Here is a 26,716-nt window from a genome sequence, read left to right as displayed (position 1 = left end):
GACCCAGCCGTCCCGCACCTGCCCTTCCACCGTTCCCCGGGCTCTGCCCGGGCCAGTGCCTCGATCGTCGGCGGGGCTGGGCCCGGGCCCGGCCCGTCCGACTCATCGACCCAAGGAACAGAACCATGACCGCACCCCGGACCCTCCACCTCAACGCCTTCCTCATGAACGCCGGGCACCACGACGCCGCCTGGCGGCACCCCGGCAGCAGCCCCGAACGGGTCACCGACCTGCGGTACTTCCAGGAGCTGGCGCAGACCGCCGAGCGCGGACGGCTCGACTCGGTCTTCTTCGCCGACGGGCTCGCCCTCTGGGGCAAGGCCCGCTACAACGCCCTCGGCGGGTTCGAGCCGCTCACCCTGCTCTCCGCCATCGCCGCCGTCACCGAGCACATCGGGCTCATCGCCACCGTCTCCACCACCTTCAACGAGCCGTTCCACCTCGCCCGCAAGTTCGCCTCCCTCGACCACATCAGCAACGGCCGCGCCGGCTGGAACATCGTCACCTCCGGCACCGTCGACGAGGCCCGCAACTTCGGCCAGGACGAGCACCTCGAGCACGGCCTCCGCTACGACCGCGCCCGCGAGTTCCTCGACGTCGCGACCAAGCTCTGGGACAGCTGGGAGGACGACGCGATCGTCCTCGACAAGGAGCGCGGCATCTACGCCGACACCGACAAGCTCCACCCCGCCGCCCACCGCGGCGCGTACTTCGGCGTCGCCGGCCCGCTCAACGTGCCCCGCTCCCCGCAGGGCCACCCGCTCCTCGTGCAGGCCGGGTCCTCCGAGGACGGCAAGGAGTTCGCCGCCCGGTACGCCGAGGCCGTCTTCACCGCCCAGCAGACCCTCGCCGACGGGCAGACCTTCTACAAGGACCTCAAGTCGCGCCTCGCCAAGTACGGCCGTACCGGGTCCGACCTGCTCGTCCTCCCCGGCATCGCGCCGGTCATCGGCTCCACCGAGGCCGAGGCGAAGGCCCTGGAGCAGGAGCTCACCGACCTCCAGGTGCCGGAGTACGGGCTCGCCCAGCTGTCCGGCATGCTCGGCACCGACCTGACCGGCCACCCCCTCGACGGCCCGCTGCCCGAGCTCCCCGAGGAGCGGGACATCAACGGCAACAAGAGCCGCTTCACCCTCGTCGCCGAACTGGCCCGCCGCGACGGCCTCACCCTGCGCGAGCTGATCGCCCGCCTCGGCGCCGGCCGCGGCCACCGCGTCTTCGCCGGCACGCCCGAGCAGATCGCCGACCAGCTGGAGGAGTGGTTCACCCAGGGCGCCGCCGACGGCTTCAACATCATGGCGCCCGTCCTGCCGACCGGGCTGACTGCCTTCGTCGACCACGTCGTGCCGATCCTGCAGGAGCGCGGCCTGTTCCGTACGGAGTACACCGGTACGACCCTGCGCGAGAACTACGGCCTCGGGCGCCCGGCGAACCGGTATGCGGAGGCCGCCTCGTGACGGACCCCGCGCCCTGACCCGCCCTGCCGCGGGCCGCCGGAGACCCGTACTCCGGCGGCCCGCGGCGCAGCGCCGTCAGACCGTCAGTACGATCTTGCCGCGCGTGCGGCCCGCCGCGCTGAGTTCCCAGGCCTTCGCGGCCTCGGCGAGCGGCAGTGCGTGCTCCACGTTGACCGTGAGCTTCCCCGCGTCGGCCAGTTCCCCGAGGAACGTCAGGTCGGCGGAGTCCGGGCGCACCCACAGCTGGTGCGCGCCCTTGGCCGCGGCCTCGTAGTCGGCGATGGAGACCACCCGGCTGCGCTCCTTGACGAGCGACTGGAGGATCTCGACGGCGCCGTCTCCGAAGAAGTCCAGCCCCGCGTCGATGCCTTCGGGGGCGAGCGCGCGGATCCGGTCCGCCAGGCCCTCCCCGTACAGGACGGGCTCGGCGCCGAGCGAGCGCAGGTAGTCGTGGTTGTGCGCGCCGGCCGTGCCGATGACGCGCAGGCCGAGCGCTACGGCGATCTGCACGCCGAGGGAGCCGGTGCCGCCGGCCGCGGAGTGGATGACCACGGTCTCGCCGGCCTTGAGGCCCACGCGGACGAGGGACTGGTACGCGGTGAGGCCGGCCAGCGGGATGCCCGCGGCCTGCTCGAACGTCAGCTCGCGCGGCTTGCGGGCCAGCGTCCGGACGGGGGCGCTGACCAGTTCGGCGTAAGTGCCGAGCTCGACCCACTCCTTGCGGACGTACCCGTAGACCTCATCGCCGACGGCGTGGTCGAAGGTGTCGGGGCCGACGGCCTCGACGACTCCGGCGACGTCCCAGCCGGGTATGACCGGGTAGCGGACCTCGAGGATCGGGTCGAGATATCCGGCGGCGAGCTTCCAGTCCACCGGGTTCACGCCGGCCGCCTTGACCCGGACCAGCACCTCGCCCGGGCCGACCTTGGGCTGCGGTACGTCAACGAGCGTGAGGTTCTCTGAAGTTCCGTATGCGCTGTACGTGATTGCCTTCATGATCGTCCCCAACGGAACCCCGTACGGACGTATTCCTCAGGCGGGCAGGCTGTTGCGGTGCGAGCTCCGCCGGGCCGCGCTGAACAGGGCCTGGATCTGCACCCCGGACTGCTCGACGTCGTCGAGCGGCGAGGGGAACGGCAGCCGTACGTCGCGGTGTCCGCGCCGCTGCTCCAGGCGCAGGGTGATCCCGTACCGGTCCATGGCGAGCGGCAGTACGCGCAGGATCGCGCCGGTGGGCAGCGGCTGGACCAGGCGCAGCAGGAGGGTGACGAGTTCGGCGTGGTCGTCGAGGAGGTGGGTGAGAATCCCGGCCTCGTACGGCGCGAGCGGATCGGGGCAGGCCGCGTCGAGCTCTTCGATGCCGACGTACGAGCGGCCCTGCGCGGTCTCGAGGACGGCGCTGCCGAATTCCATGCAGGTGGAGTCGGCGCCTTCGTCCGTGTAGGGCGAGAGCAGCCGGCCCAGGATCGTGACGCGGGCGCGCACCCGGTCCCGCACGGGGGTGGGGGCGATGTCGGTGAACTCCAGCCGGATCGACGGCCGGTGCTCGCCGTCGCCGCCGGGCTCGCCGGGGTGCAGGTGCAGCCGGCCCATCGGGTCCGCCCCGTCGAGGTGGCGGACCTCGCTGCGCAGCCCCTCGGTGACCACGGTCATGGAGTGGGCGGCGGCCAGGACCGACCGGACCCGCTCGGCGTCGGTGGGCCGGCCGGCGGCCGGGGTGGCGGGGGCAGCACCGGACATGCGCATGCGGATCTCTCCATCGTCCTGGACGAGTGACTTAGGTATGCCTAACCTAACCTATTCGCTTTCGCGGGAGTACCCCGCGTCGCTCGTGTCGTTGTTGGGCTGAACGGGTGAAACGCGAGAGGATGGCGGGATGCACATGAAGCGCACGGCCGAGGCGGCCCGGTGAGCAGGTACGACGTCACGGACGAACAGTGGGAGGGGCTCGCGCAGGTGGTCCCCCTGCGCAGTCGCAACGAGTGGCCCTCCCGGGTGGACCACCGCACGATCCCCACGGCGCCGGGACCTGCCGCGGCGGAACAGCGGCGCTTCGTCGTGATCCGGGTCCAGATCTTCGCCGATGCCCGGGAGGTGGCCGAGTACCTGATCGCGCAGATCCCGGTGCTGCTCGACCTCACCGGCGCGGACAGCGAAGTGGCCAAGCGGATCCTCGACTTCAGCAGCGGCGTGGTCTTCGGACTGGGCAGCGGGATGCACCGGGTCGACCGGAACGTCTTCCTGCTGGCGCCCGTCGGGACCGAGGTCGAGGGGATCGCGGCCGCCGCCGTCCCCCGATCGTAGGAAGGTCGCCAGGGCGGAACGGTTCGCCGTGCCCACCGGGGGCCCGGCGGGCCGTACCGTCCGGCGCATGGACGCCACCTTGGACGCGGCGGAGGCCTCTGCCTCTGCCGCGTTAGCCGATACCCCTGCCGCCGCCGCCCCGGCCGACGACGCCGTGTCGCCCGGCCCGCCGGCCGATACCGCACGGCCCGTCGTGCACCACCGGCCCGCCGTCACCGAGTTGCGGCTCTCCGCCTTCGGGGCGCACCGCGCGGCCGTCTTCCCGCTCGGGCCCGTGACGTACCTCACCGGGCCCAGCGGCAGCGGCAAGTCCCAGGTCCTCGCCGCGTACGAGGCCCTGGCCGGGCTCGGATCCGGGGCCACCCTGGAGGAGGCGTTCCCCGACCCGGGGGCCCGGATCCCCGACCGGGCCCTGCCCGACGGCGAGGGGCGGCGCGGATTCCGCATCGGCTGCACCGTCGACGGCCCGGCCGGACCCGTCCGCCTCGACCTCGCCGTCCAGGCCGAACCCGCACTGCGGATCGTCGGCGAACGGCTCTCCGCGGGCGGGCAGATCCTGCTCAGCACCGCCCTGCGCGACCCCGGCCGACGCTCCGTACAGGCCTCCTGGCTGACCGGCGGGGCCGTCGGCGTCACCCGGGCCCCGCTGCCCGACGACCGGCTCGGCACCGCCCTGCTCCCGCTGCGCGTGGCCGGCGCCACGGCAGGACAGCGGCAGGTCCTCGCCGCCGCCGAGCAGATGGTGGTGGCCCTGCGCTCGGCGTTCCCCTGCGACCCGCGCCCGGACCGGATGCGGGCCCCCGTCCCGCCGGGCGCGGGCCGGCTGCTCGGCGACTGCGCCAACCTGGCCGACGTACTGCGCCGGACCCGCCACGAATGCGGCACCCGCCATGCGCTGCTGACGGCGGCGGCGCGGACCGGCTGTTCGGGCCCGGTGGAGGGCCTGGACGTACGGGCCCCCGCGCACGGCCCGGTCACGGCGCTGCTGGACCGCGGCTCCGCCGGGCCCGCCACGGAACTGGGCCGGCTGGGCGCGGGCGAGCTCCGGTTCCTCGCGCTGGCGCTGGTCCTGCTGACCGGCCCGGGGGTGCTGGCCATGGACCCGGCCGCCGAACTGCTCTCCGCCCGGCAGGCGCTGACCGTCCTCGCCGACGGTTTCGACCGCGGCCTGGACCGGCGGCAGAACGCAGAGCTGCTGCGGCTGGCCCTGCTGTGCTGCGGCCGCGGCCATGTCCGCCTGGTCGCCGCGGTGGGGGAGGAGACGGCCGCGGCCGCCCGCCTCAGCCCGGGCGTCGCGGTGGTAGACCTGACGCCATGAGCGATGAGCAGGACGTACAGCACGGGGACGAGCCGCACCCGCACGAGCGGCTGCACCAACTGCAGCGGCGGCTGGCCGCGTTCGCGGCGGCTCGCGGCTGGGAGCCTTACCACACGCCCAAGAACCTGGCCGTGGCGCTGAGCGTGGAGGCCTCCGAACTGGTCGAAATCTTCCAGTGGCTGACCCCGGAACAGTCGGCGGAGGTCATGGAGAAGCCGGAAACCGCGCACCGCGTGGCCGATGAGGTGGCCGACGTGCTGGCGTATCTGCTGCAGTTCTGTGAGGTCCTCGAGGTGGATGTGCTGGATGCGCTCGCCGCGAAGATCGAGAGGAACGAGCTCCGCTTCCCGGTGACAGGGCCTCCGACATCGAATTGTCACTCTTCGGAGTGATGGCGTCGTCCACAACCATGTTTGTGTCCATAGATTTCCGAATACCCCTGGCTTTACTGGCGCATTGCCCTCACTCTGGGTAGTGGTGAGAACGGTGGATGTCGTGCGGACGGGGGACGGCATATGGATGCGGTACGGCTCATCGCGGCCGGCCGGCACGCGCTGGCACAGAGCGGGGCGGCGATGGACATCGTGGGCGAGGCCTGGCAGGCCCAGGCGCTCACGCAGGGGATAGGGAGCTGGCTGGCGGTCACCGGGCCGCGGGAGCTGAGATCGGAGGCACGGGGACTGGGTGAAGCGGGGGGCAGAGGCTGCGGGGTGCTCGACAGAGCCGCCCTGCGCGGCGAGGGCAGCGCGCCCGACTATCCGCCGAGAGCGGCGCAGCTGACCGAGGTGGCGGATGTCCGCCAGGCTCTGCTCGGACTGCAGGCGTTGCTCGGCGAAGTGGGGATAGCCCTGGTCGGGGTGGCCTGTGCGACGGACGACGAAGGCCTGTACTGGCAGTGCATAGAGTCCATCGACGCGGCCGACGAATCGAGCGACCGGGTCCGGGCGGTCCTGCGGCGCCTGGCGGTCCGTGAACGGGGGTCCGCCTCGGGCGTGGCCTGACGGGAGCGGGCGAACGACGGGAGAACGGGATCGAGGGTCCCGCCGCGCGCGACGGGACCCGCACGGTCAGTACGACCGGTGGGACGGGCGCTCGCTCTCGGGGGCGCGGCTTCCCGGGGCCGGCGGCGTGCCGGGGGTGCGGTCCGTGGAGGACTGGAGGTCGGCGTCGAGCTGCGACAGGTCGGCGTTCAGCGCCGCGATCAGCTCTTCCATCTGCTGCAGCAGGCCCTTCGGCGCGCGGGCCGGGCGGTCCGGCTCCGTCCGAGCCAACGATCCCCGTCCGGGCCGGTCACCGGCCTGGCGCGGGGCGGACCGCAGGGTTGACGCAGATTCACCCTGCCGGGGCGGGACGGGGGCGCCTGCCGGAGGCGGCCGGGCGAGGCAGGATGGGAGGCATGGATCTCCGTATTTTCACCGAACCCCAGCAGGGCGCCAGCTACGACACCCTCCTGAGCGTCGCCAAGGCCACCGAGGACCTGGGCTTCGACGCGTTCTTCCGGTCCGACCACTACCTGCGGATGGGCTCGGCGGACGGCCTGCCCGGGCCCACCGACGCCTGGATCACCCTCGCGGGCCTGGCCCGGGAGACGCGGCGGATCCGGCTGGGCACGCTGATGACGGCCGGCACCTTCCGGCTGCCCGGCGTGCTCGCCATCCAGGTGGCCCAGGTCGACCAGATGTCCGGAGGCCGGGTCGAACTGGGCCTGGGAGCGGGCTGGTTCGAGGAGGAGCACAAGGCGTACGGCATCCCCTTCCCGGCGGAGCGGATGGCCCGGCTGGAGGAGCAGCTGGCCATCGTCACCGGCCTGTGGGCCACCGAGCCCGGCGCCACCTTCGACTACGCCGGCACCCACTACCAGGTGGAGAAGTCCCCGGCGCTGCCCAAGCCGGCCCAGGCCAAGGTGCCCGTGCTCATCGGCGGCCACGGCGCGAAGCGCACCCCGCGCCTCGCCGCCCGGTACGCCGACGAGTTCAACATGCCGTTCGCGTCGATCGCGGACAGCGAGCGGCAGTTCGGCCGGGTGCGCCGGGCCGCCGAGGAGGCCGGGCGGGGGGCCGACGACCTCGTCTACTCCAACGCCCTCGTGGTGTGCGTCGGCAGGGACGACGCCGAGGTCGCCCGCCGCGCCGCCGCCATCGGCCGCGACGTGGACGAGCTCAAGGCCAACGGCCTGGCCGGCTCTCCGGCCGAGGTCGTGGAGAAGATCGGCGCCTACGCGGCCGTCGGCAGCTCCCGCGTCTACCTCCAGCTGCTCGACCTCGACGACCTGGACCACCTGGAGCTGATCTCGGCCCAGGTGCTGTCCCAGCTCGGCTGAGACAGGCGCACGACCGATGCCCCGCGCGTCCGGACCGCTCGCCGAAGCCCTGGCCCGCAGGGTCGTGCTCCTGGACGGCGGACTGAGCAACCAGCTCACCGACCAGGGCTGCGACCTGTCCGGCGGCCTCTGGTCGGGCCGGGTGCTCGCCGAGCGGCCGGACCAGGTGGAGGCCGCCCACACGGCGTACGCGCGGGCCGGCGCCGAGGTGCTGATCACCGCCGGCTACCAGGTGGGGTACGAGGCCTTCGCCGCCCACGGCCACGACCGGGCCGCGACCACCGCCCTGCTGCACCGCAGCGTCGCACTCGCCGCCCGGGCGGCCGAGGCCGCGGACCACGAGGTCTGGGTCGCCGCCTCGGTCGGCCCGTACGGGGCGGTGCTCGCGGACGGCTCCGAGTACCGCGGGCGGTACGGGCTGAGCGTGCGCGAGCTCGCCGCCTTCCACCGCCCCCGCATCGAGGCGCTGCTCGAGGCGGGCCCCGACGTCCTGGCCGTGGAGACCGTCCCGGACGCCGAAGAGGCCGAAGCCCTGCTCGCCGTCCTCGCCGCAACCGGTGCGCCCGCCTGGCTGAGCTACACCGTGGCCGACGCCCGCACCCGCGCAGGCCAGCCCCTCCCCGAGGCCTTCGCCCTCGCGGCCGAGGCCCCGGAGATCATCGCCCTCGGCGTCAACTGCTGCGACCCGGCGGACGTACTGCCCGCCCTGGAGGCGGCCGCCTCCGTCACCGCCAAGCCGCTCCTGGCCTACCCGAACGACGGCTCCGTCTGGGACGCCCCCACCGCCACCTGGCACGCCCCGCCCGACCCCGCCCCCTGGCCCGTCGAAGCCTGGCTCACGGCGGGCGCCCGCCTCCTGGGCGGCTGCTGCCGCATCGGCCCGCCCGCCATCGCCCAACTGACCGCGGGGATGCAGCGGCTCCAGTGAGCCCGACCGGGATCCGGGGGTGGTGCGGGAGGTGGGCGAGGGGGAAAATCCGGTGGCCCTCGCCAGGGGGCTGCAGGCATGCTGAGCTGCATGTTCCTGACGATCTCCACCACTGGCAGTGCTGAGCACCCGGCTACCGATCTGGGTTTTCTGCTGCACAAGCATCCCGGGAAGGTGCAGGCGTTCTCCACCTCCCACGGTGTCGCCCACGTGTTCTATCCCGAGGCCGCCGACCAGCGATGCACGGCGGCCCTGCTGCTTGAGGTGGATCCCGTCGCACTCGTGCGGCGCGGGCAGGGCAAAGGGCGGGGCGGGGCGCCCGACGCCGCGCTCGCGCAGTACGTCAACGACCGTCCGTACGCCGCCTCCTCGCTGCTCGCCGTCGCGCTCAGTTCCGTCTTTCGCAGCGCGCTCAAGGGCCAGTGCACCGCCCGCCCCGAGCTGCCGGAGCAGGCCCGTCCGCTGCGGATCGAGATACCGGCGCTGCCCGCCCGCGGCGGGGCGGAGCTCGTCCACAGGCTGTTCGATCCGCTCGGCTGGGACCTCGTGCGGGCCGAACCCGTGCCGCTCGACGAGCAGTTCCCCGAGTGGGGGGACTCCCGGTACGTACGGCTCGTGCTGGAGGGCGAACTGCGGCTCGCCGACGCCCTGCGGCAGCTCTACGTCCTGCTGCCCGTGCTCGACGACGCGAAGCACTACTGGGTCGCCCCCGACGAGGTGGACAAGCTGCTGCGCGCCGGAGACGGCTGGCTGGCCGCGCACCCCGAGAACGGGCTCATCAGCGCCCGCTACCTCGCCCGCCACAAGCGGCTGACCCGCGACGCCCTGGAGCGGCTGGAGCTGGTCCGGCTGGCCGAGGCCGACGGCAGCGAGGTCGAGGAGCTCGACAACGCCGTGGACGAGAACCGTGACACCGAGGAAAGGCCCGTACCGCTCGCCGTGCAGCGGCGCGAGGCGGTCCTCGCCGCACTGCGCACCGCCGGCGCGGCCCGGGTCCTCGACCTCGGCTGCGGACAGGGCCAGCTGGTGCAGGCCCTCCTCAAGGACGCCGCCTTCACCGAGATCGTCGGCGTCGACGTGTCCATGCGGGCCCTCGGCACGGCCGCCAAGCGGCTGCGCCTCGAGCGGATGGGGGAGCGGCAGAGCAGCCGCGTGCAGCTGCTGCAGGGCTCGCTCGCCTACACCGACAAGCGGCTGACCGGCTACGACGCGGCCGTGCTCAGCGAGGTCATCGAACACCTCGATCTGCCGCGGCTGCCCGCCCTGGAGTACGCGGTGTTCGGCTCGGCCCGCCCCCGCACCGTCCTCGTCACCACCCCGAACGTCGAGTACAACGTCCGCTGGGAGACCCTGCCCGCCGGGCACGTCCGGCACGGCGACCACCGCTTCGAGTGGACCCGTGAGGAGTTCCGTACCTGGGCCGGAGAGGTCGCCGAACGGTACGGGTACGCCGCCGAGTTCGTTCCCGTCGGGGACGACGACCCCGAGGTGGGGCCGCCCACCCAGATGGCCGTTTTCACACAGATCAGCACGGAGACCAAGAAAGAGGGTGAGGTCGCATGACCACGACCGCCGCGCGCGTACTTCCCGTCACCGACCTGTCCCTCGTCGTCCTGATCGGGGCCACCGGATCCGGCAAGTCCACCTTCGCCCGCAAGCACTTCAAGCCCACCGAGATCATCTCCTCCGACTACTGCCGGGGCCTCGTCTCCGACGACGAGAACGACCAGAGTGCGAGCCGGGACGCCTTCGACGTCCTCCACTACATCGCCGGCAAGCGGCTGGAGGCCGGGCGCCTCACCGTCGTCGACGCGACCAGCGTGCAGTCCGAGGCCCGCCGGCAGCTGGTCCAGCTCGCCCGCGCGCACGACGTGCTGCCCATCGCCATCGTCCTCGACATGCCCGAGGAGGTCTGCGCCGAACGCAACGCCGGCCGCCCCGACCGGGCCGGGCTGCCCCGCGCCGTCATCCAGCGGCACCGCCGCGACCTGCGCCGCTCGCTGCGCGGTCTGGAGCGCGAGGGCTTCCGCAAGGTGCACGTGCTGCGCACGCCCGAGGAGGCCGACAGCGCGGAAGTGGTGCTGGAGAAGCGGTTCAACGACCTCACCCACCTCACCGGACCCTTCGACATCATCGGCGACATCCACGGCTGTTCCTCCGAGCTGGAGACCCTGCTCGGCCAGCTCGGGTACGAGGACGGCGCCCACCCGGAGGGCCGCACCGCGGTCTTCGTCGGCGACCTCGTCGACCGCGGCCCGGACAGCCCCGGCGTCCTGCGCCGCGTGATGGGCATGGTCGGGTCCGGCAACGCGCTGTGCGTGCCCGGGAACCACGAGAACAAGCTCGGCCGTTACCTCAAGGGCTCCAAGGTCCAGCAGACCCACGGGCTCGCCGAGACGATCGAGCAGCTGAGCCATGAGCCGGAGGAGTTCGTCCAGGAGGTGCGGGAGTTCATCCGCGGCCTGGTCAGCCACTACGTGCTCGACGGCGGCAAGCTGGTGGTCTGCCACGCCGGGCTGCCCGAGAAGTACCACGGCCGCACCTCCGGCCGGGTCCGCTCGCACGCCCTGTACGGGGAGACCACCGGCGAGACCGACGAGTTCGGCCTGCCCGTGCGCTACCCGTGGGCGGAGGACTACCGCGGCAAGGCGGTCGTGGTCTACGGCCACACCCCGGTCCCGAACACCGCCTGGATCAACAACACCATCTGCCTGGACACCGGCGCCGTCTTCGGCGGGAAGATGACCGCCCTGCGCTGGCCCGAGCGCGAACTGGTCGACGTACCGGCCGAGAAGGTCTGGTACGAGCCGGTCAGGCCGCTCGCCGGCGAGGCGCCGGGCGGCCACGAGGGGCGTCCGCTCGACCTGGGCGACGTCCACGGGCGCCGGATCGTCGAGACCCGGCACCTGGGCAACGTCACCGTGCGCGAGGAGAACGCGGCGGCGGCCCTGGAGGTCATGAGCCGCTTCGCGGTGGACCCGCGGCTGGTCCCGTACCTGCCGCCGACCATGGCGCCCACCGCCACCTCCCGGGAGGCGGGCTACCTGGAGCACCCGGCCGAGGCCTTCGCCCAGTACCGCAAGGACGGCATCGCCCAGGTCGTGTGCGAGGAGAAGCACATGGGCTCCCGGGCCACGGTTCTGGTGTGCAAGGACGCCGAGAGCGCCCGGGAGCGCTTCGGTGCCGACGGGCCGACCGGTTCCGTCTACACCCGCACCGGCCGGCCCTTCTTCCGCGACCCCGAGGTCACCGAGGAGGTCCTGACCCGGCTCCGCGGCGCCGTCACCGACGCGGGCCTGTGGGAGGAGCTGGCCACCGACTGGCTGCTGCTGGACGGGGAGCTGCTGCCCTGGTCGCTGAAGTCCACCGGCCTGCTGCGCAACCAGTACGCCGCCGTCGGCGCGGCCTCCCGCGCCGTCTTCCCGGACGCCCTCGGTGCCCTGGCCGCGGCCGCCGCGCGGGGCATCGACACCGGCGAGCTGCTCGCCCGCCAGCAGGACCGGGCCGCCGACGCCGCGCGGTTCACCGACGCCTACCGGCGCTACTGCTGGACCACCGACGGGCTGGACGGCGTACGGTTCGCGCCGTTCCAGCTGCTGGCGGCGGCCGGGCGCTCGCTGGCCGCCGTACCGCACGACGAGCAGCTGTTCTGGCTGGACCGGCTCGTCGCCGCCGACGAGGCCTCCGGCACCGGGCTGCTGCGCCGCACCGGCCGGATCCTGGTCGACACCGCCGACGAGGACTCCGTACGGGCGGGCACCGACTGGTGGCTGGAGCTGACGGCCGCGGGCGGCGAGGGCATGGTCGTCAAACCGCTCCAGGCGTACGCCCGGGACGGCAAGGGCCGCCTGGTCCAGCCCGGGGTCAAGGTGCGCGGGCGCGAGTACCTGCGGATCATCTACGGCCCGGAGTACACGCGTCCGGAGCAGCTGGAGAAGCTGCGCCAGCGGTTCCTGGGGCACAAGCGCTCGCTGGCCCTGCGCGAATACGCGCTCGGGCTGGAGGCCCTGGACCGGCTGGCGGGGGAGGAGCCGCTGTGGCGGGTGCACGAGGCGGTCTTCGGGGTGCTCGCCCTCGAATCGGAGCCGGTCGACCCCCGGTTGTGAGCAGGGCCGGTACGCGGGGCCGCACAGGGCGGAGCCGTAAAGGTGAGGCCCCCGTACGGCCCCGAATTAGGTCGTATGGGGGAACTTTCCCTAAGAACGCCGGGAAAACCGCCGGCGGGATCGTTCATCCAGGGCAGCGGAATGTCCGCGACCCTGGAAGGACGGAACGTCACTTATGAAGATGACCGCGCGCGGAAGCATTGCGGCACTCATGACCTGTATGGCTGCGGCCGGCGCGGCCACCCCGGCCGTGGCCGACTCGGTGCCGGTGGCTGTGCCCCTGGACGCCGTGAAGACCACGCTGGGCGTGGACACCCCGCGCGTGGCCACCGCGGTGCCGGTACCGGTCGTCGGCGCCCCGGAGGCCCCCCGGTACCACACGGGGGATCTGCTCCCCAGCCCGATCCTCCCCGTGCTGCCGGTCAGCACCGAGCTCGGCAACACCCTGGTCGGCGCACCGGTGCCGAACCTGCTCGGAGACCCGAAGACGGACGGCGAGGGGACGCTGGAGTCCGAGGCCACCGACCTGCTCGTCCGTACCCCCGGTGCGGTCGTCGGCGCCCCGCTGACGATGCCGAACGGCGACAACTTCGGGATCCCGGACCTGACCATGCCCAAGCTGGGACTGACCACCCCGGAGCTGATCGGGACCCCGACGGCACTCCTCGGTCTGCGCTGATCCCGCGGGGGCTGCCGGGCCTGCAGGGGCTGCCGGCCGCGCCCGGTCTCCTGAGCGAACGCCACATCAAAAGGCCGTCCGGTCTGCGAACGTGTACGCCATGGGATTCCATGTCGACTCCGAGACCGGGCGGCTTCGCCGCGTCATCCTCCACCGGCCCGACCTGGAGCTGAAGCGGCTCACACCGAGCAACAAGGACGCACTGCTCTTCGACGACGTGCTGTGGGTGCGCCGGGCCCGCCAGGAGCACGACGGCTTCGCGGACGTCCTGCGCGACCGCGGCGTGGAGGTGCACCTCTTCGGCGACCTGCTGTGCGAGGCCCTGGACATCCCGGAGGCCAGACACCTCGTACTGGACCGGGTGTTCGACGAGAAGGAGTACGGGCCGCTCGCCACCGACCACCTGCGCGCGGTCTTCGACCAGCTGCCGGCGACCGGGCTGGCCGAGGCGCTGGTCGGCGGGATGACCAAGCGGGAGTACCTGGAGCGGCACGCCGAGCCGGTGTCGGTGCGCTTCCACGCCATGGAGCTGGACGACTTCCTGCTGGGGCCGCTGCCCAACCACCTGTTCACCCGGGACACCTCCGCCTGGATCTACGACGGGGTGTCCATCAACGCGATGCGCTGGCCGGCCCGGCAGCGCGAGACGGTGCACTTCGAGGCGATCTACAAGCACCACCCGCTCTTCACCTCCTCGGGGGCCTTCCACTACTGGTCGCAGGGGCAGGCGGACTACCCCTCGACCATCGAGGGCGGTGACGTGCTCGTCATCGGCAACGGCGCGGTACTGATCGGGATGAGCGAGCGGACGACGCCGCAGGCGGTGGAGATGCTCGCGCGGGGCCTGTTCGCGGCCGGATCGGCGACCACGATCGTGGCGCTGGACATGCCGAAGCGGCGGGCCTTCATGCACCTGGACACGGTGATGACGATGGTGGACGGAGACACGTTCACGCAGTACGCGGGCCTCGGCATGCTGCGCTCCTACACGATCGAGCCGGGCGCCGGCCTGCAGGAGCTGAAGGTGACCGACCATCCGCCGGAGCACATGCACCGGGCGATCGCGGCCGCGCTCGGGCTGGATTCGATCCGGGTGCTGACCGCGACGCAGGACGTGCACGCGGCGGAGCGCGAGCAGTGGGACGACGGCTGCAACGTGCTGGCCGTCGAGCCGGGGGTGGTGGTGGCCTACGAGCGGAACGTGACGACCAACACGCACCTGCGCAAGGAGGGCATCGAGGTCATCGAGATCCCGGGCAGCGAGCTCGGGCGGGGCCGCGGCGGGCCGCGGTGCATGAGCTGCCCGGTGGAGCGGGACCCGGCCTGACCCGGAGGACCGCGCAACAGGGGACCGGCGGAAGCGGAGGTCGGCGGGCCGGTGGATGGGGGCTGTATATCAATGCAGGCGAGCGTATACACTTCCAGCATCCCCTGTCAGCGCGACCCTGGAGTACCCCGATGGCCACCGACCTCGTCGGCCGCAGTTTCCTCAAGGAGCTCGACTTTTCCGCCGCCGAGTTCCGCGGCCTGATCGAGCTCGCCGCCGACCTCAAGGCCGCCAAGAAGGCCGGGGCCGAGCAGCGCCTCCTCCAGGGCAGGAACATCGCGCTGATCTTCGAGAAGACCTCGACGCGCACCCGCTGCGCGTTCGAGGTCGCCGCCGCCGACCAGGGCGCCCACACCACCTACCTCGACCCGGTCAGCTCCCAGATCGGCCACAAGGAGTCGGTCAAGGACACGGCGCGGGTGCTCGGCCGGATGTTCGACGGCATCGAGTACCGGGGTGACAGCCAGGCGGCCGTCGAGGCGCTCGCCGCCCACTCCGGCGTGCCGGTGTTCAACGGGCTCACCGACGACTGGCACCCCACCCAGATGCTGGCCGACGTGCTCACCATGACCGAGCACTGCGCCAAGCCGCTGGACCGGATCACCTTCGCCTACCTCGGCGACGCCCGCTTCAACATGGGCAACTCCTACCTGGTGACCGGTGCGCTGCTCGGCATGGACGTACGCATCGTCGCGCCGAAGGCCTACTGGCCGGGCGAGTCGGTGGTGTCGCAGGCGCGCCGGCTCGCGGCCGCCAGCGGTGCCCGCATCACGCTGACCGAGAACGTCGCCGAGGGCGTGGCCCAGGCGGACTTCGTCGCCACCGACGTGTGGGTCTCCATGGGCGAGCCCAAGGAGGTCTGGGACGAGCGGATCGGCGCCCTGGCCCCGTACGCCGTCACGATGGACGTGCTGCGCGCGACCGGGAACCCGGACGTGAAGTTCCTGCACTGCCTGCCCGCCTTCCACGACCTGGGCACCAAGGTCGGCCGGGAGATCCACGAGCGGCACGGGCTGGAGTCGCTGGAGGTGACGGACGAGGTGTTCGAATCCGTGCACTCCCTCGTCTTCGACGAGTCGGAGAACCGGCTGCACACCATCAAGGCCGTGCTCGTCGCGACCCTCGCCCGGCCCGACACCGACTAGTTGCGGCTGATGCCGCGCAGCGCCGCATAGTCATGCGGGCCGGGTCGGCGGGGTGAGCCGGGCGGCCTTCCCGTCCGCGGTGAGGTGCTGACGCTTTCGACCATGCCGAGTGTGTCGCGTTTCTGTGACGGCAGTCACGATGCAGTGATACCGTCGATCGTGTGAGCCCCTTCATCGGTTCCACAGCAGCGACCGAACGGTGGCGCCACCTGCGGGTGACCCGGCAGGACGGCGTGGCCACCGTCACCCTCGACCGCCCCGAGAAACTCAACGCCCTCACCTTCGGCGCCTACGCCGACCTGCGCGATCTGCTCGCCGAGCTCTCCCGGGAGCGGTCCGTGCGCGCCCTCGTGCTCGGCGGCGAGGGGCGCGGGTTCTGCTCCGGCGGCGACGTCGACGAGATCATCGGCGCCACCCTCGCCATGGACACCGCCCAGCTCCTCGACTTCAACCGGATGACCGGCCAGGTGGTGCGGGCCGTCCGCGAATGCCCCTTCCCGGTGATCGCCGCCGTGCACGGGGTCGCCGCCGGCGCCGGCGCCGTCCTCGCGCTCGCCGCCGACTTCCGGATCGCCGACCCCACCGCCCGCTTCGCGTTCCTCTTCACCCGCGTCGGCCTCTCCGGCGGGGACATGGGCGCCGCGTACCTGCTGCCCCGCGTCGTCGGCCTCGGCCACGCCACCCGGCTGCTGATGCTCGGAGAGCCCGTACGCGCGCCGGAGGCCGAGCGCATCGGCCTGCTCAGCGAGGTCACCGAGGAGGGCAAGGCCGGCGTACGGGCCGCGGAGCTCGCCGCGCACCTCGCGGCCGGCCCGGCCCTCGCGTACGCGCAGACCAAGGCGCTGCTGACCGCCGAACTCGACATGCCGCTGGCCGCGTCGGTCGAGCTCGACGCCAACACCCAGGCCCTGCTGATGAACGGCCGGGACTACGCCGAGTTCCACGCCGCCTTCACCACGAAGCGGCCCCCGGAGTGGGAGGGCAGGTAGCGCCATGGCTGCGGGCACCATGCGGGTCGGCAGCGCATTGCGGGTCGCCGTCGTCGGCGGCGGGCCGGGGGGCCTGTACGCCGCCGCACTGCTGGCCCGCCAGGGCCACACCGTGGAGGTCTGGGAACGCGGCGCCCCCGAGGACACCTTCGGCTTCGGCGTGGTGCTCTCCGACGAGACCCTCGGCGGCATCGAAGCGGCCGACACCGTGGTCTACGCCGCCCTCGGCGCGGAGTTCGTGCGCTGGGACGACATCGACATCGTCCACCGCGGGCGGCTGCTGACCTCCGGCGGCCACGGCTTCGCCGCCATCGGGCGGCGCCGGCTGCTCGAGATCCTGCACGAGCGCTGCGCCGGGCTCGGGGTGCAGCTCCGCTTCCGCACCGGGGCGCCGGCCGCCGCGCTGCTGGCGGCCTCGTACGACCTGGTGGTCGCGGCCGACGGAGTGCACAGCGCGACCCGCCAGAGCGGCGCAGCGCACTTCCGGCCGACGCTGACGAGCGGGCACTGCCGGTACATCTGGCTCGCCGCCGACTTCGCCTTCGACGCGTTCCGCTTCGAGATCGCCGAGACCGAGCACGGCGTCATGCAGCTGCACGCCTACCCGTACTCCGCGGACGCCTCCACCGTGATCGTGGAGATGCACGAGAAGGTGTGGCGGGCCGCCGGCCTCGACCTGTGCGACGAGGACGAATCGGCCGCCCGCTGCGCCAAGATCTTCGGCGAGGCCCTGCGCGGCCGGCCGCTGCACGGCAACCGCTCGGCGTGGACGGAGTTCCGTACGGTCGTCAACGAGCGGTGGTCCCACGGCAACGTGGTCCTGCTCGGCGACGCGGCGCACACCGCGCACTTCTCCATCGGATCCGGCACCAAGCTGGCCGTGGAGGACGCGCTCGCCCTCGCCGAAGCGGTGGCCGCGGCGGTGGCCGCCGCCGAGCCGGGGGCGCAGCCGGACGTGCCCGCCGCCCTGGCCGCGTACGAGACGGCACGGCGGCCGGCGGTGGCCTCGACCCAGCGGGCCGCCGCCGCCAGCATGCGGTGGTTCGAGGAACTCGCCGGGTACGTGGACCAGCCAGCCCGGCAGTTCGCCTTCAACCTGCTCACCCGCAGCCGCCGGGTGACCCACGACAACCTGCGGCTGCGCGACGAGCGGTTCACCCGGGCCGTGGAACGGGACTTCGGCTGCCCGGACGCGGACACCCCGCCGATGTTCACGCCGCTGAAGCTGCGCGGGCTGACCCTGCGCAACCGGGTCGTGGTCTCCCCGATGGACATGTACTCCGCGCAGGACGGCGACGGGACGCCCGGGGACTTCCACCTGGTGCACCTGGGCGCGCGGGCCCTCGGCGGGGCCGCCCTGGTGATGACCGAGATGGTCTGCGTGTCCGCCGAGGGCCGGATCACCCCCGGCTGCACCGGCCTGTACACGGCGGAGCAGGCGGCTGCCTGGACCCGGATCGCCGACTTCGTGCACACCTCCGCGCCCGGAACCGCGCTCGGCGTCCAGCTCGGCCACTCAGGTCCCAAGGGCTCGACGCGGCTGATGTGGGAGGGCATGGACGACCCCCTCCCGGAGGGCAACTGGCCGGTCGTGGCGGCCTCGGAGGCGCCCTACCGGCAGGGCGTCTCGGCCGTGCCGCGCGCACTGACGGCGCAGGACCTGGCGTCGGTCCGCTCCGATTTCGCGGCCGCCGCGGTACGGGCCGCCGGCTGCGGGTTCGACCTGCTGGAACTGCACTGCGCCCACGGCTACCTGCTGTCCGGCTTCCTGTCCCCGCTCACCAACCACCGTACGGACGCCTACGGAGGCCCGCTGGAGAACCGCCTCCGGTTCCCGCTGGAGGTCTTCGACGCGGTCCGCGCCGTCTGGCCCGACGACCGCCCGATGACCGTCCGCATCTCCGCCACCGACTGGGCCCCGGGCGGCACCTCCGCCCAGGACGCGGTGGACATCGCGGCCGCCTTCGCCGCCCACGGCGCCGACGCCATCGACGTGTCGACCGGCCAGGTGGTGGCGGACGAGAGCCCCGAGTACGGGCGCTCGTACCAGACCCCGTACGCGGACCGGATCCGCAACGCACTGGGCGTCCCGGTCATCGCCGTCGGCGCGATCTCCTCCTGGGACGACGTGAACTCCCTGCTGCTGGCGGGCCGCGCCGACCTCTGCGCCGTCGGCCGCCCCCACCTGTACGACCCGCACTGGACCCTGCACGCGGCCGCCGACCAGTCCTACGCCGGCCCGGCGGCCCCCTGGCCCGCCCCCTACCGGGCCGGCAGCCGCAAACCGCCGGCCGGCCGCGGCTGAGGCGCGTTCACCCGGCGACCGTCAGGCACGCATGGCACAGGCAGGGCTCCGGATGCCGCCGGTCCGGCCACCGCCCGCTGCGCAGCTCCCCGGCGTGGCGCTCCAGTGCCCGGGCCGCCTCCGCCACGTCCGCCCCGGCCGTCTCGCGCCAGAACCTCGACCAGCCGGCGGTGCGCAGTACGGCCGGGCTGCGCACCAGCTTCGGCCGGAAGGCGTGCAGATGGCGGGTGTGGACGTAAGCCTGCACGGAGCGCCGGGTGTGCCGGGGGCGGCCGACGACCAGGCAGCAGTCCCAGCCGTCCGGCATGTCGAAGACGTAGACCCTGGCGCCGCCCGCGAACGTCTTCGTGCCCGGACGCAGGTCCCGTCCGTCCTCGCCCAGGCGGCGCCACTGCACGACGTTGGCGGCCAGCATCCAGAGGGGTTCGAGCGGGTCCTCGGGCCCGTCGCGGGCGCCGGGTTCCCCGGAGGTGCTCACAGCGCCGCCACCTCGATGCGGTCCTCGACCGGGGTGTAGCCCAGGCGCTGGTAGACGCCGTTGCTGGTGGGGTTGGCCAGGTCCGTGAAGAGCAGCACCTCCGAGGCGCCGGCCGCGTACGCCGCTTCGCTCACCGCGTACGTGACCCCGGCGGCGTACCCGCGGCCGCGGAGCTCCGGCGGGGTGTACACGGGCCCGACGCGGGCGGCCGAGCCGATCGGGCGGAAGAACCCGGCCATCGACACCGGAGTCCCGGCGTCCTCCCAGAGCAGCATGCCCCCGTACGAGAGCCGGTCGCGCAGGAACGCCTCGGAGGGGCCGCCCGGCTCCCCGGTCTCCCGCTTGAAGGCGCCGGCCCAGTCCATCAGCAGCGGCAGATCGGCCCCGGTGGCGGTCCGGGCCCGCCCGGCCGGGACGGGATCCGGGGCGACGAGTCCGGCGAGCCGGTACAGCCGGTTCTCCTCGGTGACCTCGCTCGGCCTCCCCCAGGCCGCGGCCAGCGCCTCCGCGTCGCGGCGGCGGGCGATCAGCGCTTCGACCCCGGCGAGCAGCGGCTCGGCGGCGAGCGCGGCCCCCAGCCCCCGGACGGCCTCGTCCGGCAGCGCCCCGATCAGCAGCGGGCGCGGCGGGGTGCACAGCAGGGCGCCGGCGACGCTCCCGTCGGCGGCGGTCCACCAGCCGAAGAACGGCTCGTCGGATCCGTAGGCGTGCAGACCGCGCCGCTCCAGCGCGTCGGCCACGGTCAGCAGGGAGGTGTTGGCGACGGGCTCACCGGCCACGGCCGGGCCCGCCGCGGCCAGATAGGCCGCCAGGTCATGGGTGAAGGTCCAGGTCATGGCTCATGATGGCGCCGGATCGTTTCCCCGCGCACACCGATTTCACCCGGGCCGGGGCTAGGCTCGACATCCCCTAAGGCTCCAGGAACCCCGCCCCGATGTCCCGCAGCCGGGCGTGCAGTTCGGCGAAGACCGCCGCCGCCCGGTCGCCCGGCCAGTCCGCCGGCAGCAGCTCGCGCGGCAGGCCCGGATCGGCGTACGGCAGGCGGCGCCAGGTGTCCAGGGCCAGGAGGTAGCCGCGGTAGGCCTCCTCCGGGGTGGGCGCCGGGCCCGACTGGAAGGCGCGCAGCACCGGCTCGTGCAGGTCGAGGAACTCCTCGTGCTGCTTGGCCAGCGAGGTCAGGTCCCACCACCGGGCCACCGCCTCGGCGGTCGGGGCGAAGCCGAGGTGGCCGCCGCGGAACAGCTCCACGTACGCCGTCAGGCGCAGCCGGTCCAGGGTGTGCCCGGTCTCCTCGTACAGGTGGGCGGGGGCGATCCACACCCCCGGCGCCACCGCGCCGAAGCCGAGCCGGGCGAGCCGCGAGCGCAGCAGGTGCCGCTTGCTCCGTTCCTGCTCCGGTACCGAGAACACCGCCAGCAGCCATTCCCCCGGCGGGTGCGCGTCACGGTCCCCGTAGATCCGCCGGTCGCCGTCGTCCAGCAGCTGCCGCGCCTCCGCCGAGAGCGCGTACCCCGCCGAGCCGTCCGCGGCGCGCGCGGGCAGCAGGAAGCCGCGCCGCTTCAGCCGGGACACCGACGAACGGACCGACGGGGCGTCCACGCCGGCCGCGCCCAGCAGGCGGACCAGCGCCGACACCGGGACCGGGCCCTCGAAGGCCCGCCCGTAGGCTCCGTAGAACGTGACGATCAGGGATCGCGGAGTGTGCTGCTCGACCACGGGTTCACTGTAGGGGGCGGCCGGGCGGTCAGCCCGGGCTCGTGGCGTCGCGCAGCCGGAACCGCTGCAGTTTTCCCGTCGCGGTCCGCGGGAGCGCGGGGAGGAAGACGAAGGAGCGCGGGCACTTGTGCGGGGCCAGTTCCGCCCGCATGAACGTGCGCAGGGCCTCCTCCGTCAGCGCCGTGCCCGCCCGCAGGACGGTGTACGCCACCACGATCTGCCCGCGTCGCTCGTCCGGGCGGCCCACCACCGCGGCCTCCACCACGTCCGGGTGGCGCATCAGGGCTTCCTCCACCTCCGGACCGGCGATGTTGTAGCCCGCCGAGACGATCATGTCGTCGGCGCGCGCCACGTAGCGGAAGTACCCCTCCGGATCGCGGACGTAGGTGTCCCCGGTCAGGTTCCAGCCGTCCCGTACGTACTCCTCCTGCCGCGGGTCCGCCAGGTAGCGGCAGCCCACCGGGCCGCGGACGGCCAGCAGCCCCGGCTCGTTGTCCGCGACCGGGCGGCCGGAGGCGTCCACCACCCGCGCCTGCCAGCCCGGCACCACGCGGCCGGTCGTCCCCGGACGGATGTCCTCGTCGGCCGCGGAAATGAAGATGTGCAGCAGCTCGGTGGCGCCGATGCCGTTGATGATCCGCAGTCCGGTGCGCTCGTACCAGGCCTGCCAGGTGGCCGCCGGGAGGTTCTCGCCCGCCGAGACGCAGCGGCGCAGCGCGGACAGGTCGTACGCGCCCACGTCGTACGGGCCCAGGGCGTCCAGCATCGCCCGGTACGCGGTGGGCGCGGTGAACAGCACCGTGACCCGGTGCGCGGCGAGGGCGGGCAGCAGCCGGCGCGGGACCGCCTGGTCGAGCAGCAGCGCGGAGGCGCCGGCGCGCAGCGGGAAGACGACCAGGCCGCCGAGGCCGAACGTGAAGCCGAGCGGCGGACTGCCCGCGAAGACGTCGTCGGGGCGGGGGCGCAGGACGTTGCGGGAGAAGGTGTCGGCGACGGAGAGCAGATCGCGGTGGAAGTGCATGCAGCCCTTGGGGCGCCCGGTGGTCCCCGAGGTGAAGGCGATCAGGGCCACGTCGTCGGCGGAGGTCTCGACGGCGCGGAAGGGCTCTTGGTGCCGGTCGGCCAGTCGCAGCAGGTCGTCCGGGGCCTCGCCGCCGTACGGGGTGATCCGCAGGCCGGGCACCTCGGCCTTGGCCAGGTCGTCCACCACGCCGACATGGCACAGCGCGTGCTGCACCCGGGCCATCGCGCAGACCGTGGCCAGCTCCTGCGCCCGCTGCTGGGCGAGGACCGTCACCGCCACCGCGCCCGCCTTCATCACCGCCAGCCAGCAGGCGGCGAGCCACGGGCCGGTGGGACCGCGCAGCAGCACCCGGTTGCCGGGGACCACGCCGAGGTCCGCCGTGAGCACGTGCGCGAGGCGGTCCACGCGCTCGCGGAGTTCTCCGTACGACCACACCTCGCCCGTGCCGCTGCGGAAGGCCGGGCGGTCGGGCCCGAACCGGGCGACGGTGGTGTCGAGCAGCTCGGCGCCGCAGTTGAGCCGGTCCGGATAGGCCAGTTCGGGGAGCTCGAACAGCAGCCGCGGCCAGGCGTGGGGCGGCGGCAGGTGGTCGCGCGCGAAGGTGTCGGCGTGGGCGGAAGGCTTGAGCTCCAAGGCGGGTTCGCCCCCTTGCAACGGCAGCGGCCCCCGGGTGGGGGACCGAAGTGGCGGAGCAGGCCGTGCACGTGCGCTACGAGCGTATCGTGATGGTGACGGCAGTCAACAGGACGCGATAGAAGCGGGGATATTCGGATGACCGGATTCGCGCTCGGGGCGGAACAAGAGGAGTGGTGCGGGCACTTGCGCGCGCTGGCGGCGGACCGGCTGCGGCCGATCGCCGACAAGGGGGAGCCGGGACGGGTCAACCGCCCGCTGCTCGCGGCACTCGGCGAGCTGGGCCTGCTGGAGCGGGTGTTCACCTCGGGGGCGCTGGAGCTGTGCCTGCTCCGCGAATCCCTCGCGTACGGGTGCACGGAGGCCGAGACGGCCCTCGCCCTCCAGGGGCTGGGGGCGCATCCGGTGCTCAGCTCGGGGACGCCGGAGCAGCGGGCGCGCTGGCTGCCGCAGGTGCGGGCCGGGAGGGCGGTGGCGGCCTTCGCGCTGAGCGAGCCGGGGGCGGGCTCGGACGCGGCGGCGCTGGCGCTGCAGGCCGTACGGGACACCGCGAGCACGGCGGACGGGCGCGGGCGCGGTGGCGCGGGCGCGGGCGGCGGCGGTGGCGCCGGCAAGGGCGGCTGGCGGCTCAGCGGCGAGAAGTGCTGGATCTCCAACGCCCCCGAGGCGGACTTCTACACGGTGTTCGCCCGGACCGGCGAGGGCCCGGCCGCCAAGGGGGTCACCGCCTTCCTGGTACCGGCCGACCGCCCCGGCCTCTCGGGCGAGCCCCTGGACATGCTCTCCCCGCATCCGATCGGCCGGCTGTCCTTCGACGGGGTCCCGGTCGGCCCGCAGGACCTGCTGGGCGAGCCCGGCCGCGGCTTCCGGGTGGCGATGGACACGCTGAACCTGTTCCGGCCGAGCGTGGGCGCCTTCGCCGTCGGCATGGCCCGGGCCGCGCTGGACGCGACCCTCGCCTACACGGCGGCACGGCCCGCGTTCGGCGGGGTACTGGGCGACCTCCAGGCGGTGGGCCACCGGGTGGCCGAGATGGCCACCCGCACCGAGGCCGCCCGGCTCCTGGTCTACGCGGCGGCGGGCGCGTACGACGCCGGCTCGCCGGACGTCCCGCGCCGGTCGGCCATGGCGAAACTGCTGGCGACGGAGACGGCCCAGTACGTGGTGGACCACGCGGTCCAGCTGCACGGCGCCGTCGCCCTCCAGCGCGGCCACCTGCTGGAGCACCTGTACCGGGAGGTCCGGGCCCCGCGCATCTACGAGGGCGCGAGCGAGGTCCAGCGCACGATCATCGCGAAGGAGCTGTACCGGTGAGTCTCGAGCGGATCAACCCGGCGGAGCTCTCGCCGCCGACGGGCTTCTCCCACGCCGTGGCCGCGAGCGGCTCCCGGCTGGTCTTCCTGGCGGGCCAGACCGCGCTCGACGCCTCGGGCAAGGTGGTCGGGGACACCCTGCCCGAGCAGTTCGAACGCGCTCTGGCCAACCTCCTGACGGCCCTCGCCGCATCCGGCGCCGCCCCGGCCGACCTGGTCCGGGTGACCGTCTACACGGTCGACGTGGATGCCTACCGCACCCATGCGTCCGAACTCGGCCGTGTCTGGCGCCGGCTGGCCGGCCGCGAGTACCCGGCGATGGCGGTCATCGGGGTCGTCCGCCTCTGGGACGAGCCCGCGCTGGTCGAACTGGACGGTATTGCCGTACTCGATACGGCCGTATCCGAGTTGCCGGATCGCTGACCAGGTGCTTTTGACAGCGAGCCAGGGAGGGGTGAGGGTGGAAATGACCTTTTTGTAAGGAATGTCTCAATCCTCGGAGGTGCATGGTCATGCGCCGTGTCATCACCGCGACGATCGTGGCAGGAGCCGCGGGCGTCGCGCTCGGCCTGATGCCTGTCGGCGGGGCTTTCGCCGCGGGTCTTCCCCAGACCCAGCAGAACAACTCGGGATGGTGCTCCGACGACTGGCGCGGCAGCAACAACTGGCGTGACTGCTGCGACTCCTCCCGCTGGCACAACTGGAACGACCGCCCCAGCTGGTGCTGGGACAACGACTCGGACAACGGCCGCCACAACAACGCCAACTGGAACGACAACTGGAACAACGGCCGCTGGAACGACAACCGCTCCAACCATGACAACCGCAACGACAACAACTGGAGCGGCGGTCACGACAATGGCTGGAGCGACAACGGCTCCGGCCGCGGCGGCGACGGCGGCGGTGGCGGCCACGACGGCGGCGGTGGCGGCCACGACGGCGGCGGCGGAGGCTACGGCGGCGGCGGCGGAGGCGACGGCGGCGGTGGCGGCGGCCACGACGGCGGCGGCGGGAACGGCGGCGGGAACGGTGGCGGCGGGGGCGGTGGAGGCGGCGGTGGCCACTAGCCACTCGGCCGCCGGCCTCCCGGCTTCACCCACCACCACCGACCACCACCACTGACCGTCCGGCTCGACCGGTCACTGACCGTCCGGTTTCACCGGCTCTCCAGGAGGGTCCCCATCCATTCCTCGATCCCCGCGACCGTGCGGGGCAGGGCGCCTGACATCAGTCGGGCGCCCTTCGCCGTGATGACCAGGTCGTCCTCGATGCGCACCCCGATGCCGCGCAGCTCCGGGGGCAGGGTCTCGTCGTCCGGCTGCAGGTACAGGCCCGGCTCGACCGTCAGGACCTGGCCCTCCTCCAGGACCCCGTCCAGGTAGGTCTCCGCGCGCGCCTTCGCGCAGTCGTGCACGTCCAGTCCCAGCATGTGACCGCTGCTGCACAGCGTGTACCGCCGGTGCAGGTCGCCCCGAGCGTCCTTCAGGACGCCCCACTCCGCCAGGCCCTCCGCGATCACCCGCATCCCGGCCCGGTGGAAGTCCCGGAAACTCGCGCCCGGGCGCAGCGCCGCCATACCTGCGTCCTGCGCCGCCAGCACCAGCTCGTACACCTGCCGCTGGACGGGGGAGAAGCGCCCCGACAGCGGGAGGGTGCGCGTGATGTCCGCCGTGTAGAGGCTGTCGGTCTCCACGCCCGCGTCCAGCAGCAGCAGTTCGTCCCGGTCGAGCCGGCCGTCGTTGCGGATCCAGTGCAGGACGCACGCGTGCGCGCCCGACGCCGCGATCGTGTCGTACCCGGTGCCGTTCCCCTCCGCCCGGGCGCGCAGGCCGAAGACCCCCTCGATCCACCGCTCGCCGCGCGGGTGCGCCAGGGCGCGCGGCAGCGCCCGTACGACGTCCTCGAAACCGGCCGCCGTGTGGTCGACGGCGAGCTGGAGCTGCCCGACCTCCCAGGCGTCCTTGACCAGGCGCAACTCGGAGAGCGCGGTGGCCAGTTCCGGGTCCACCCCGGCATTGCGGCCCGCCGGGGAGCCGAGGTCGTCCAGGTGGGCGCAGCGCAGGCCGGTCAGCCGCCGGGCCTCCGCCAGGTCGGGGCGGCGGCCGACCCAGAACTCCCCGTACCGGCGGTCCCGGTAGAACTCCTCGTTGCCGTCCGCGCGCGGGGAGCGGGGGCGCAGGTACAGCACGGCCTCGTGGCCGTGCGGGCCCGAGGGCTCCAGCACCAGGACGTGGCCCACCTGGTCCTCGCCCGTGAGCCCGGTCAGCCAGGCGTACGCGCTGTGCGGGCGGAAGCGGTGGTCGCAGTCGTTGGAGCGGACCTTGAGCTCGCCGGCCGGGATGATCAGCCGCTCGCCCGGAAAGCGCGCCGAGAGCCGGGCGCGCCGGGCCGGGGTGACCTCGTGCGCGCCGACCCGCGCGGCGTCGGGGAGGGGGGACGACGCCCAGTCGGCGGCCATGAAACGGGACAACTCCGGTGACACCGGCAGGTCGTGGCTGCCGATGTTGAGGCGGGAGGGGGTGTCGGTCATCGGGGCTCCCTCAAGAAGATGTGAACTGGTGGGCGCACAGGTCTTGTCAGTGCAATTTCACATTACTATGTTACAGCTCACACCGCGGCACGTTAATCCCCGTCAAACGCCGTGTGACGCAGGGCAGTTCAGGCATTTCGCGTA

Annotated in this window: 25 protein-coding genes; 17 read left to right on the top strand and 8 right to left on the bottom strand. The window is 73.3% G+C overall.

Annotated elements, in window-relative coordinates; all coding sequences use genetic code 11:
• Positions 1-125: 125 nt before the first annotated feature.
• On the top strand, positions 126-1,457 hold the full coding sequence (locus OG299_RS10985; RefSeq protein ID WP_327361386.1) for an LLM class flavin-dependent oxidoreductase: 1,332 nt from the start codon (positions 126-128) through the stop codon (positions 1,455-1,457).
• A 75-nt stretch (positions 1,458-1,532) separates the two neighbouring features.
• On the opposite strand, the gene OG299_RS10980 is transcribed toward OG299_RS10985, so the two are convergent.
• Both OG299_RS10980 and OG299_RS10975 read right to left on the bottom strand, forming a co-directional pair.
• Positions 1,533-2,453, bottom strand: a complete 921-nt coding sequence (locus tag OG299_RS10980; RefSeq protein ID WP_266634087.1) for an NADP-dependent oxidoreductase — start codon at positions 2,451-2,453, stop codon at positions 1,533-1,535.
• Positions 2,454-2,489: 36 nt separating this feature from the next.
• On the bottom strand, positions 2,490-3,203 hold the full coding sequence (locus OG299_RS10975; RefSeq protein WP_327361385.1) for a DUF2470 domain-containing protein: 714 nt from the start codon (positions 3,201-3,203) through the stop codon (positions 2,490-2,492).
• A 162-nt stretch (positions 3,204-3,365) separates the two neighbouring features.
• Between OG299_RS10975 and OG299_RS10970 the strand changes: the two genes are divergently transcribed.
• From OG299_RS10970 to OG299_RS10955, 4 genes are all read left to right on the top strand, one after another.
• Positions 3,366-3,761, top strand: coding sequence for a cell division protein SepF (locus OG299_RS10970; RefSeq protein WP_327361384.1), 396 nt, complete (start codon positions 3,366-3,368; stop codon positions 3,759-3,761).
• A 67-nt stretch (positions 3,762-3,828) separates the two neighbouring features.
• Positions 3,829-5,079: an AAA family ATPase gene (locus tag OG299_RS10965; RefSeq protein WP_327361383.1), complete on the top strand. Its 1,251-nt coding sequence runs from the start codon at positions 3,829-3,831 to the stop codon at positions 5,077-5,079.
• Positions 5,076-5,471: a nucleotide pyrophosphohydrolase gene (locus OG299_RS10960; RefSeq protein WP_327361382.1), complete on the top strand. Its 396-nt coding sequence runs from the start codon at positions 5,076-5,078 to the stop codon at positions 5,469-5,471. The genes OG299_RS10965 and OG299_RS10960 overlap by 4 nt, the downstream gene beginning before the upstream one ends.
• A gap of 123 nt (positions 5,472-5,594) precedes the next feature.
• Positions 5,595-6,080, top strand: coding sequence for a DUF6099 family protein (locus OG299_RS10955; RefSeq protein ID WP_266634096.1), 486 nt, complete (start codon positions 5,595-5,597; stop codon positions 6,078-6,080).
• Positions 6,081-6,146: 66 nt separating this feature from the next.
• Here the strand turns inward: OG299_RS10955 and OG299_RS10950 are convergent, their stop codons facing one another.
• Positions 6,147-6,350 (bottom strand): hypothetical protein, encoded by a 204-nt coding sequence (locus tag OG299_RS10950; RefSeq protein WP_327361381.1) that lies wholly within the window; start codon positions 6,348-6,350, stop codon positions 6,147-6,149.
• A 125-nt stretch (positions 6,351-6,475) separates the two neighbouring features.
• Between OG299_RS10950 and OG299_RS10945 the strand changes: the two genes are divergently transcribed.
• The 9 genes from OG299_RS10945 to OG299_RS10905 all read left to right on the top strand — a co-directional run bounded on the left by OG299_RS10945 (position 6,476) and on the right by OG299_RS10905 (position 18,878).
• Complete coding sequence (locus OG299_RS10945; RefSeq protein ID WP_327361380.1) at positions 6,476-7,399, top strand: LLM class F420-dependent oxidoreductase; 924 nt, start codon at positions 6,476-6,478, stop codon at positions 7,397-7,399.
• Between the two features lie 16 nt (positions 7,400-7,415).
• On the top strand, positions 7,416-8,327 hold the full coding sequence (gene mmuM, locus OG299_RS10940; protein ID WP_327361379.1) for a homocysteine S-methyltransferase: 912 nt from the start codon (positions 7,416-7,418) through the stop codon (positions 8,325-8,327).
• Positions 8,328-8,417: 90 nt separating this feature from the next.
• On the top strand, positions 8,418-9,890 hold the full coding sequence (locus OG299_RS10935; RefSeq protein WP_266634101.1) for a 3' terminal RNA ribose 2'-O-methyltransferase Hen1: 1,473 nt from the start codon (positions 8,418-8,420) through the stop codon (positions 9,888-9,890).
• Positions 9,887-12,433: a polynucleotide kinase-phosphatase gene (locus OG299_RS10930; protein WP_266634102.1), complete on the top strand. Its 2,547-nt coding sequence runs from the start codon at positions 9,887-9,889 to the stop codon at positions 12,431-12,433. The genes OG299_RS10935 and OG299_RS10930 overlap by 4 nt, the downstream gene beginning before the upstream one ends.
• Positions 12,434-12,644: 211 nt before the next feature.
• Positions 12,645-13,112, top strand: a complete 468-nt coding sequence (locus OG299_RS10925) for a hypothetical protein (protein ID WP_266634103.1) — start codon at positions 12,645-12,647, stop codon at positions 13,110-13,112.
• A 100-nt stretch (positions 13,113-13,212) separates the two neighbouring features.
• Positions 13,213-14,439 carry an arginine deiminase gene (locus tag OG299_RS10920; protein ID WP_266634105.1) on the top strand — a complete coding sequence of 409 codons (1,227 nt, stop codon included), beginning with the start codon at positions 13,213-13,215 and terminating at the stop codon, positions 14,437-14,439.
• Between the two features lie 131 nt (positions 14,440-14,570).
• The gene (argF, locus tag OG299_RS10915; protein WP_327361378.1) at positions 14,571-15,584 is read left to right on the top strand and encodes an ornithine carbamoyltransferase; all 1,014 of its coding nucleotides are present in this window, start codon (positions 14,571-14,573) and stop codon (positions 15,582-15,584) included.
• A gap of 161 nt (positions 15,585-15,745) precedes the next feature.
• Positions 15,746-16,573 carry an enoyl-CoA hydratase family protein gene (locus tag OG299_RS10910; protein WP_266634110.1) on the top strand — a complete coding sequence of 276 codons (828 nt, stop codon included), beginning with the start codon at positions 15,746-15,748 and terminating at the stop codon, positions 16,571-16,573.
• Between the two features lie 4 nt (positions 16,574-16,577).
• A complete protein-coding gene (locus tag OG299_RS10905; RefSeq protein ID WP_327361377.1) occupies positions 16,578-18,878 on the top strand; it encodes a bifunctional salicylyl-CoA 5-hydroxylase/oxidoreductase in 2,301 nt (766 codons plus the stop codon).
• Positions 18,879-18,885: 7 nt separating this feature from the next.
• On the opposite strand, the gene OG299_RS10900 is transcribed toward OG299_RS10905, so the two are convergent.
• From OG299_RS10900 to OG299_RS10885, 4 genes are all read right to left on the bottom strand, one after another.
• A complete protein-coding gene (locus OG299_RS10900; protein WP_327361376.1) occupies positions 18,886-19,356 on the bottom strand; it encodes a hypothetical protein in 471 nt (156 codons plus the stop codon).
• Positions 19,353-20,192: a GNAT family N-acetyltransferase gene (locus OG299_RS10895; protein ID WP_327361375.1), complete on the bottom strand. Its 840-nt coding sequence runs from the start codon at positions 20,190-20,192 to the stop codon at positions 19,353-19,355. Before OG299_RS10895 ends, OG299_RS10900 begins: the two co-directional genes overlap by 4 nt.
• Positions 20,193-20,265: 73 nt before the next feature.
• Positions 20,266-21,072 (bottom strand): PaaX family transcriptional regulator, encoded by an 807-nt coding sequence (locus tag OG299_RS10890; RefSeq protein WP_266634118.1) that lies wholly within the window; start codon positions 21,070-21,072, stop codon positions 20,266-20,268.
• Between the two features lie 28 nt (positions 21,073-21,100).
• Complete coding sequence (locus OG299_RS10885) at positions 21,101-22,729, bottom strand: AMP-binding protein (protein WP_327361374.1); 1,629 nt, start codon at positions 22,727-22,729, stop codon at positions 21,101-21,103.
• A gap of 138 nt (positions 22,730-22,867) precedes the next feature.
• Here OG299_RS10885 and OG299_RS10880 point away from each other — a divergent pair, with 138 nt between their 5' ends.
• From OG299_RS10880 to OG299_RS10870, 3 genes are all read left to right on the top strand, one after another.
• Complete coding sequence (locus tag OG299_RS10880; RefSeq protein WP_327361372.1) at positions 22,868-24,043, top strand: acyl-CoA dehydrogenase family protein; 1,176 nt, start codon at positions 22,868-22,870, stop codon at positions 24,041-24,043.
• Positions 24,040-24,465 (top strand): RidA family protein, encoded by a 426-nt coding sequence (locus OG299_RS10875; protein ID WP_327361371.1) that lies wholly within the window; start codon positions 24,040-24,042, stop codon positions 24,463-24,465. Before OG299_RS10880 ends, OG299_RS10875 begins: the two co-directional genes overlap by 4 nt.
• 89 nt (positions 24,466-24,554) lie before the next feature.
• Positions 24,555-25,109, top strand: a complete 555-nt coding sequence (locus tag OG299_RS10870) for a hypothetical protein (RefSeq protein WP_327361370.1) — start codon at positions 24,555-24,557, stop codon at positions 25,107-25,109.
• Between the two features lie 89 nt (positions 25,110-25,198).
• Here OG299_RS10870 and OG299_RS10865 read toward each other — a convergent pair whose 3' ends face one another.
• Positions 25,199-26,572, bottom strand: coding sequence for an aminopeptidase P family protein (locus OG299_RS10865; RefSeq protein WP_327361369.1), 1,374 nt, complete (start codon positions 26,570-26,572; stop codon positions 25,199-25,201).
• Positions 26,573-26,716 lie beyond the last annotated feature (144 nt).

Source organism: Streptomyces sp. NBC_01296 (genome assembly GCF_035984415.1).
Taxonomy (GTDB): Bacteria; Actinomycetota; Actinomycetes; order Streptomycetales; family Streptomycetaceae; genus Streptomyces.
Note: the sequence above shows the minus strand (reverse complement) of the source record. Positions and strands in the feature narration are given on the sequence as shown.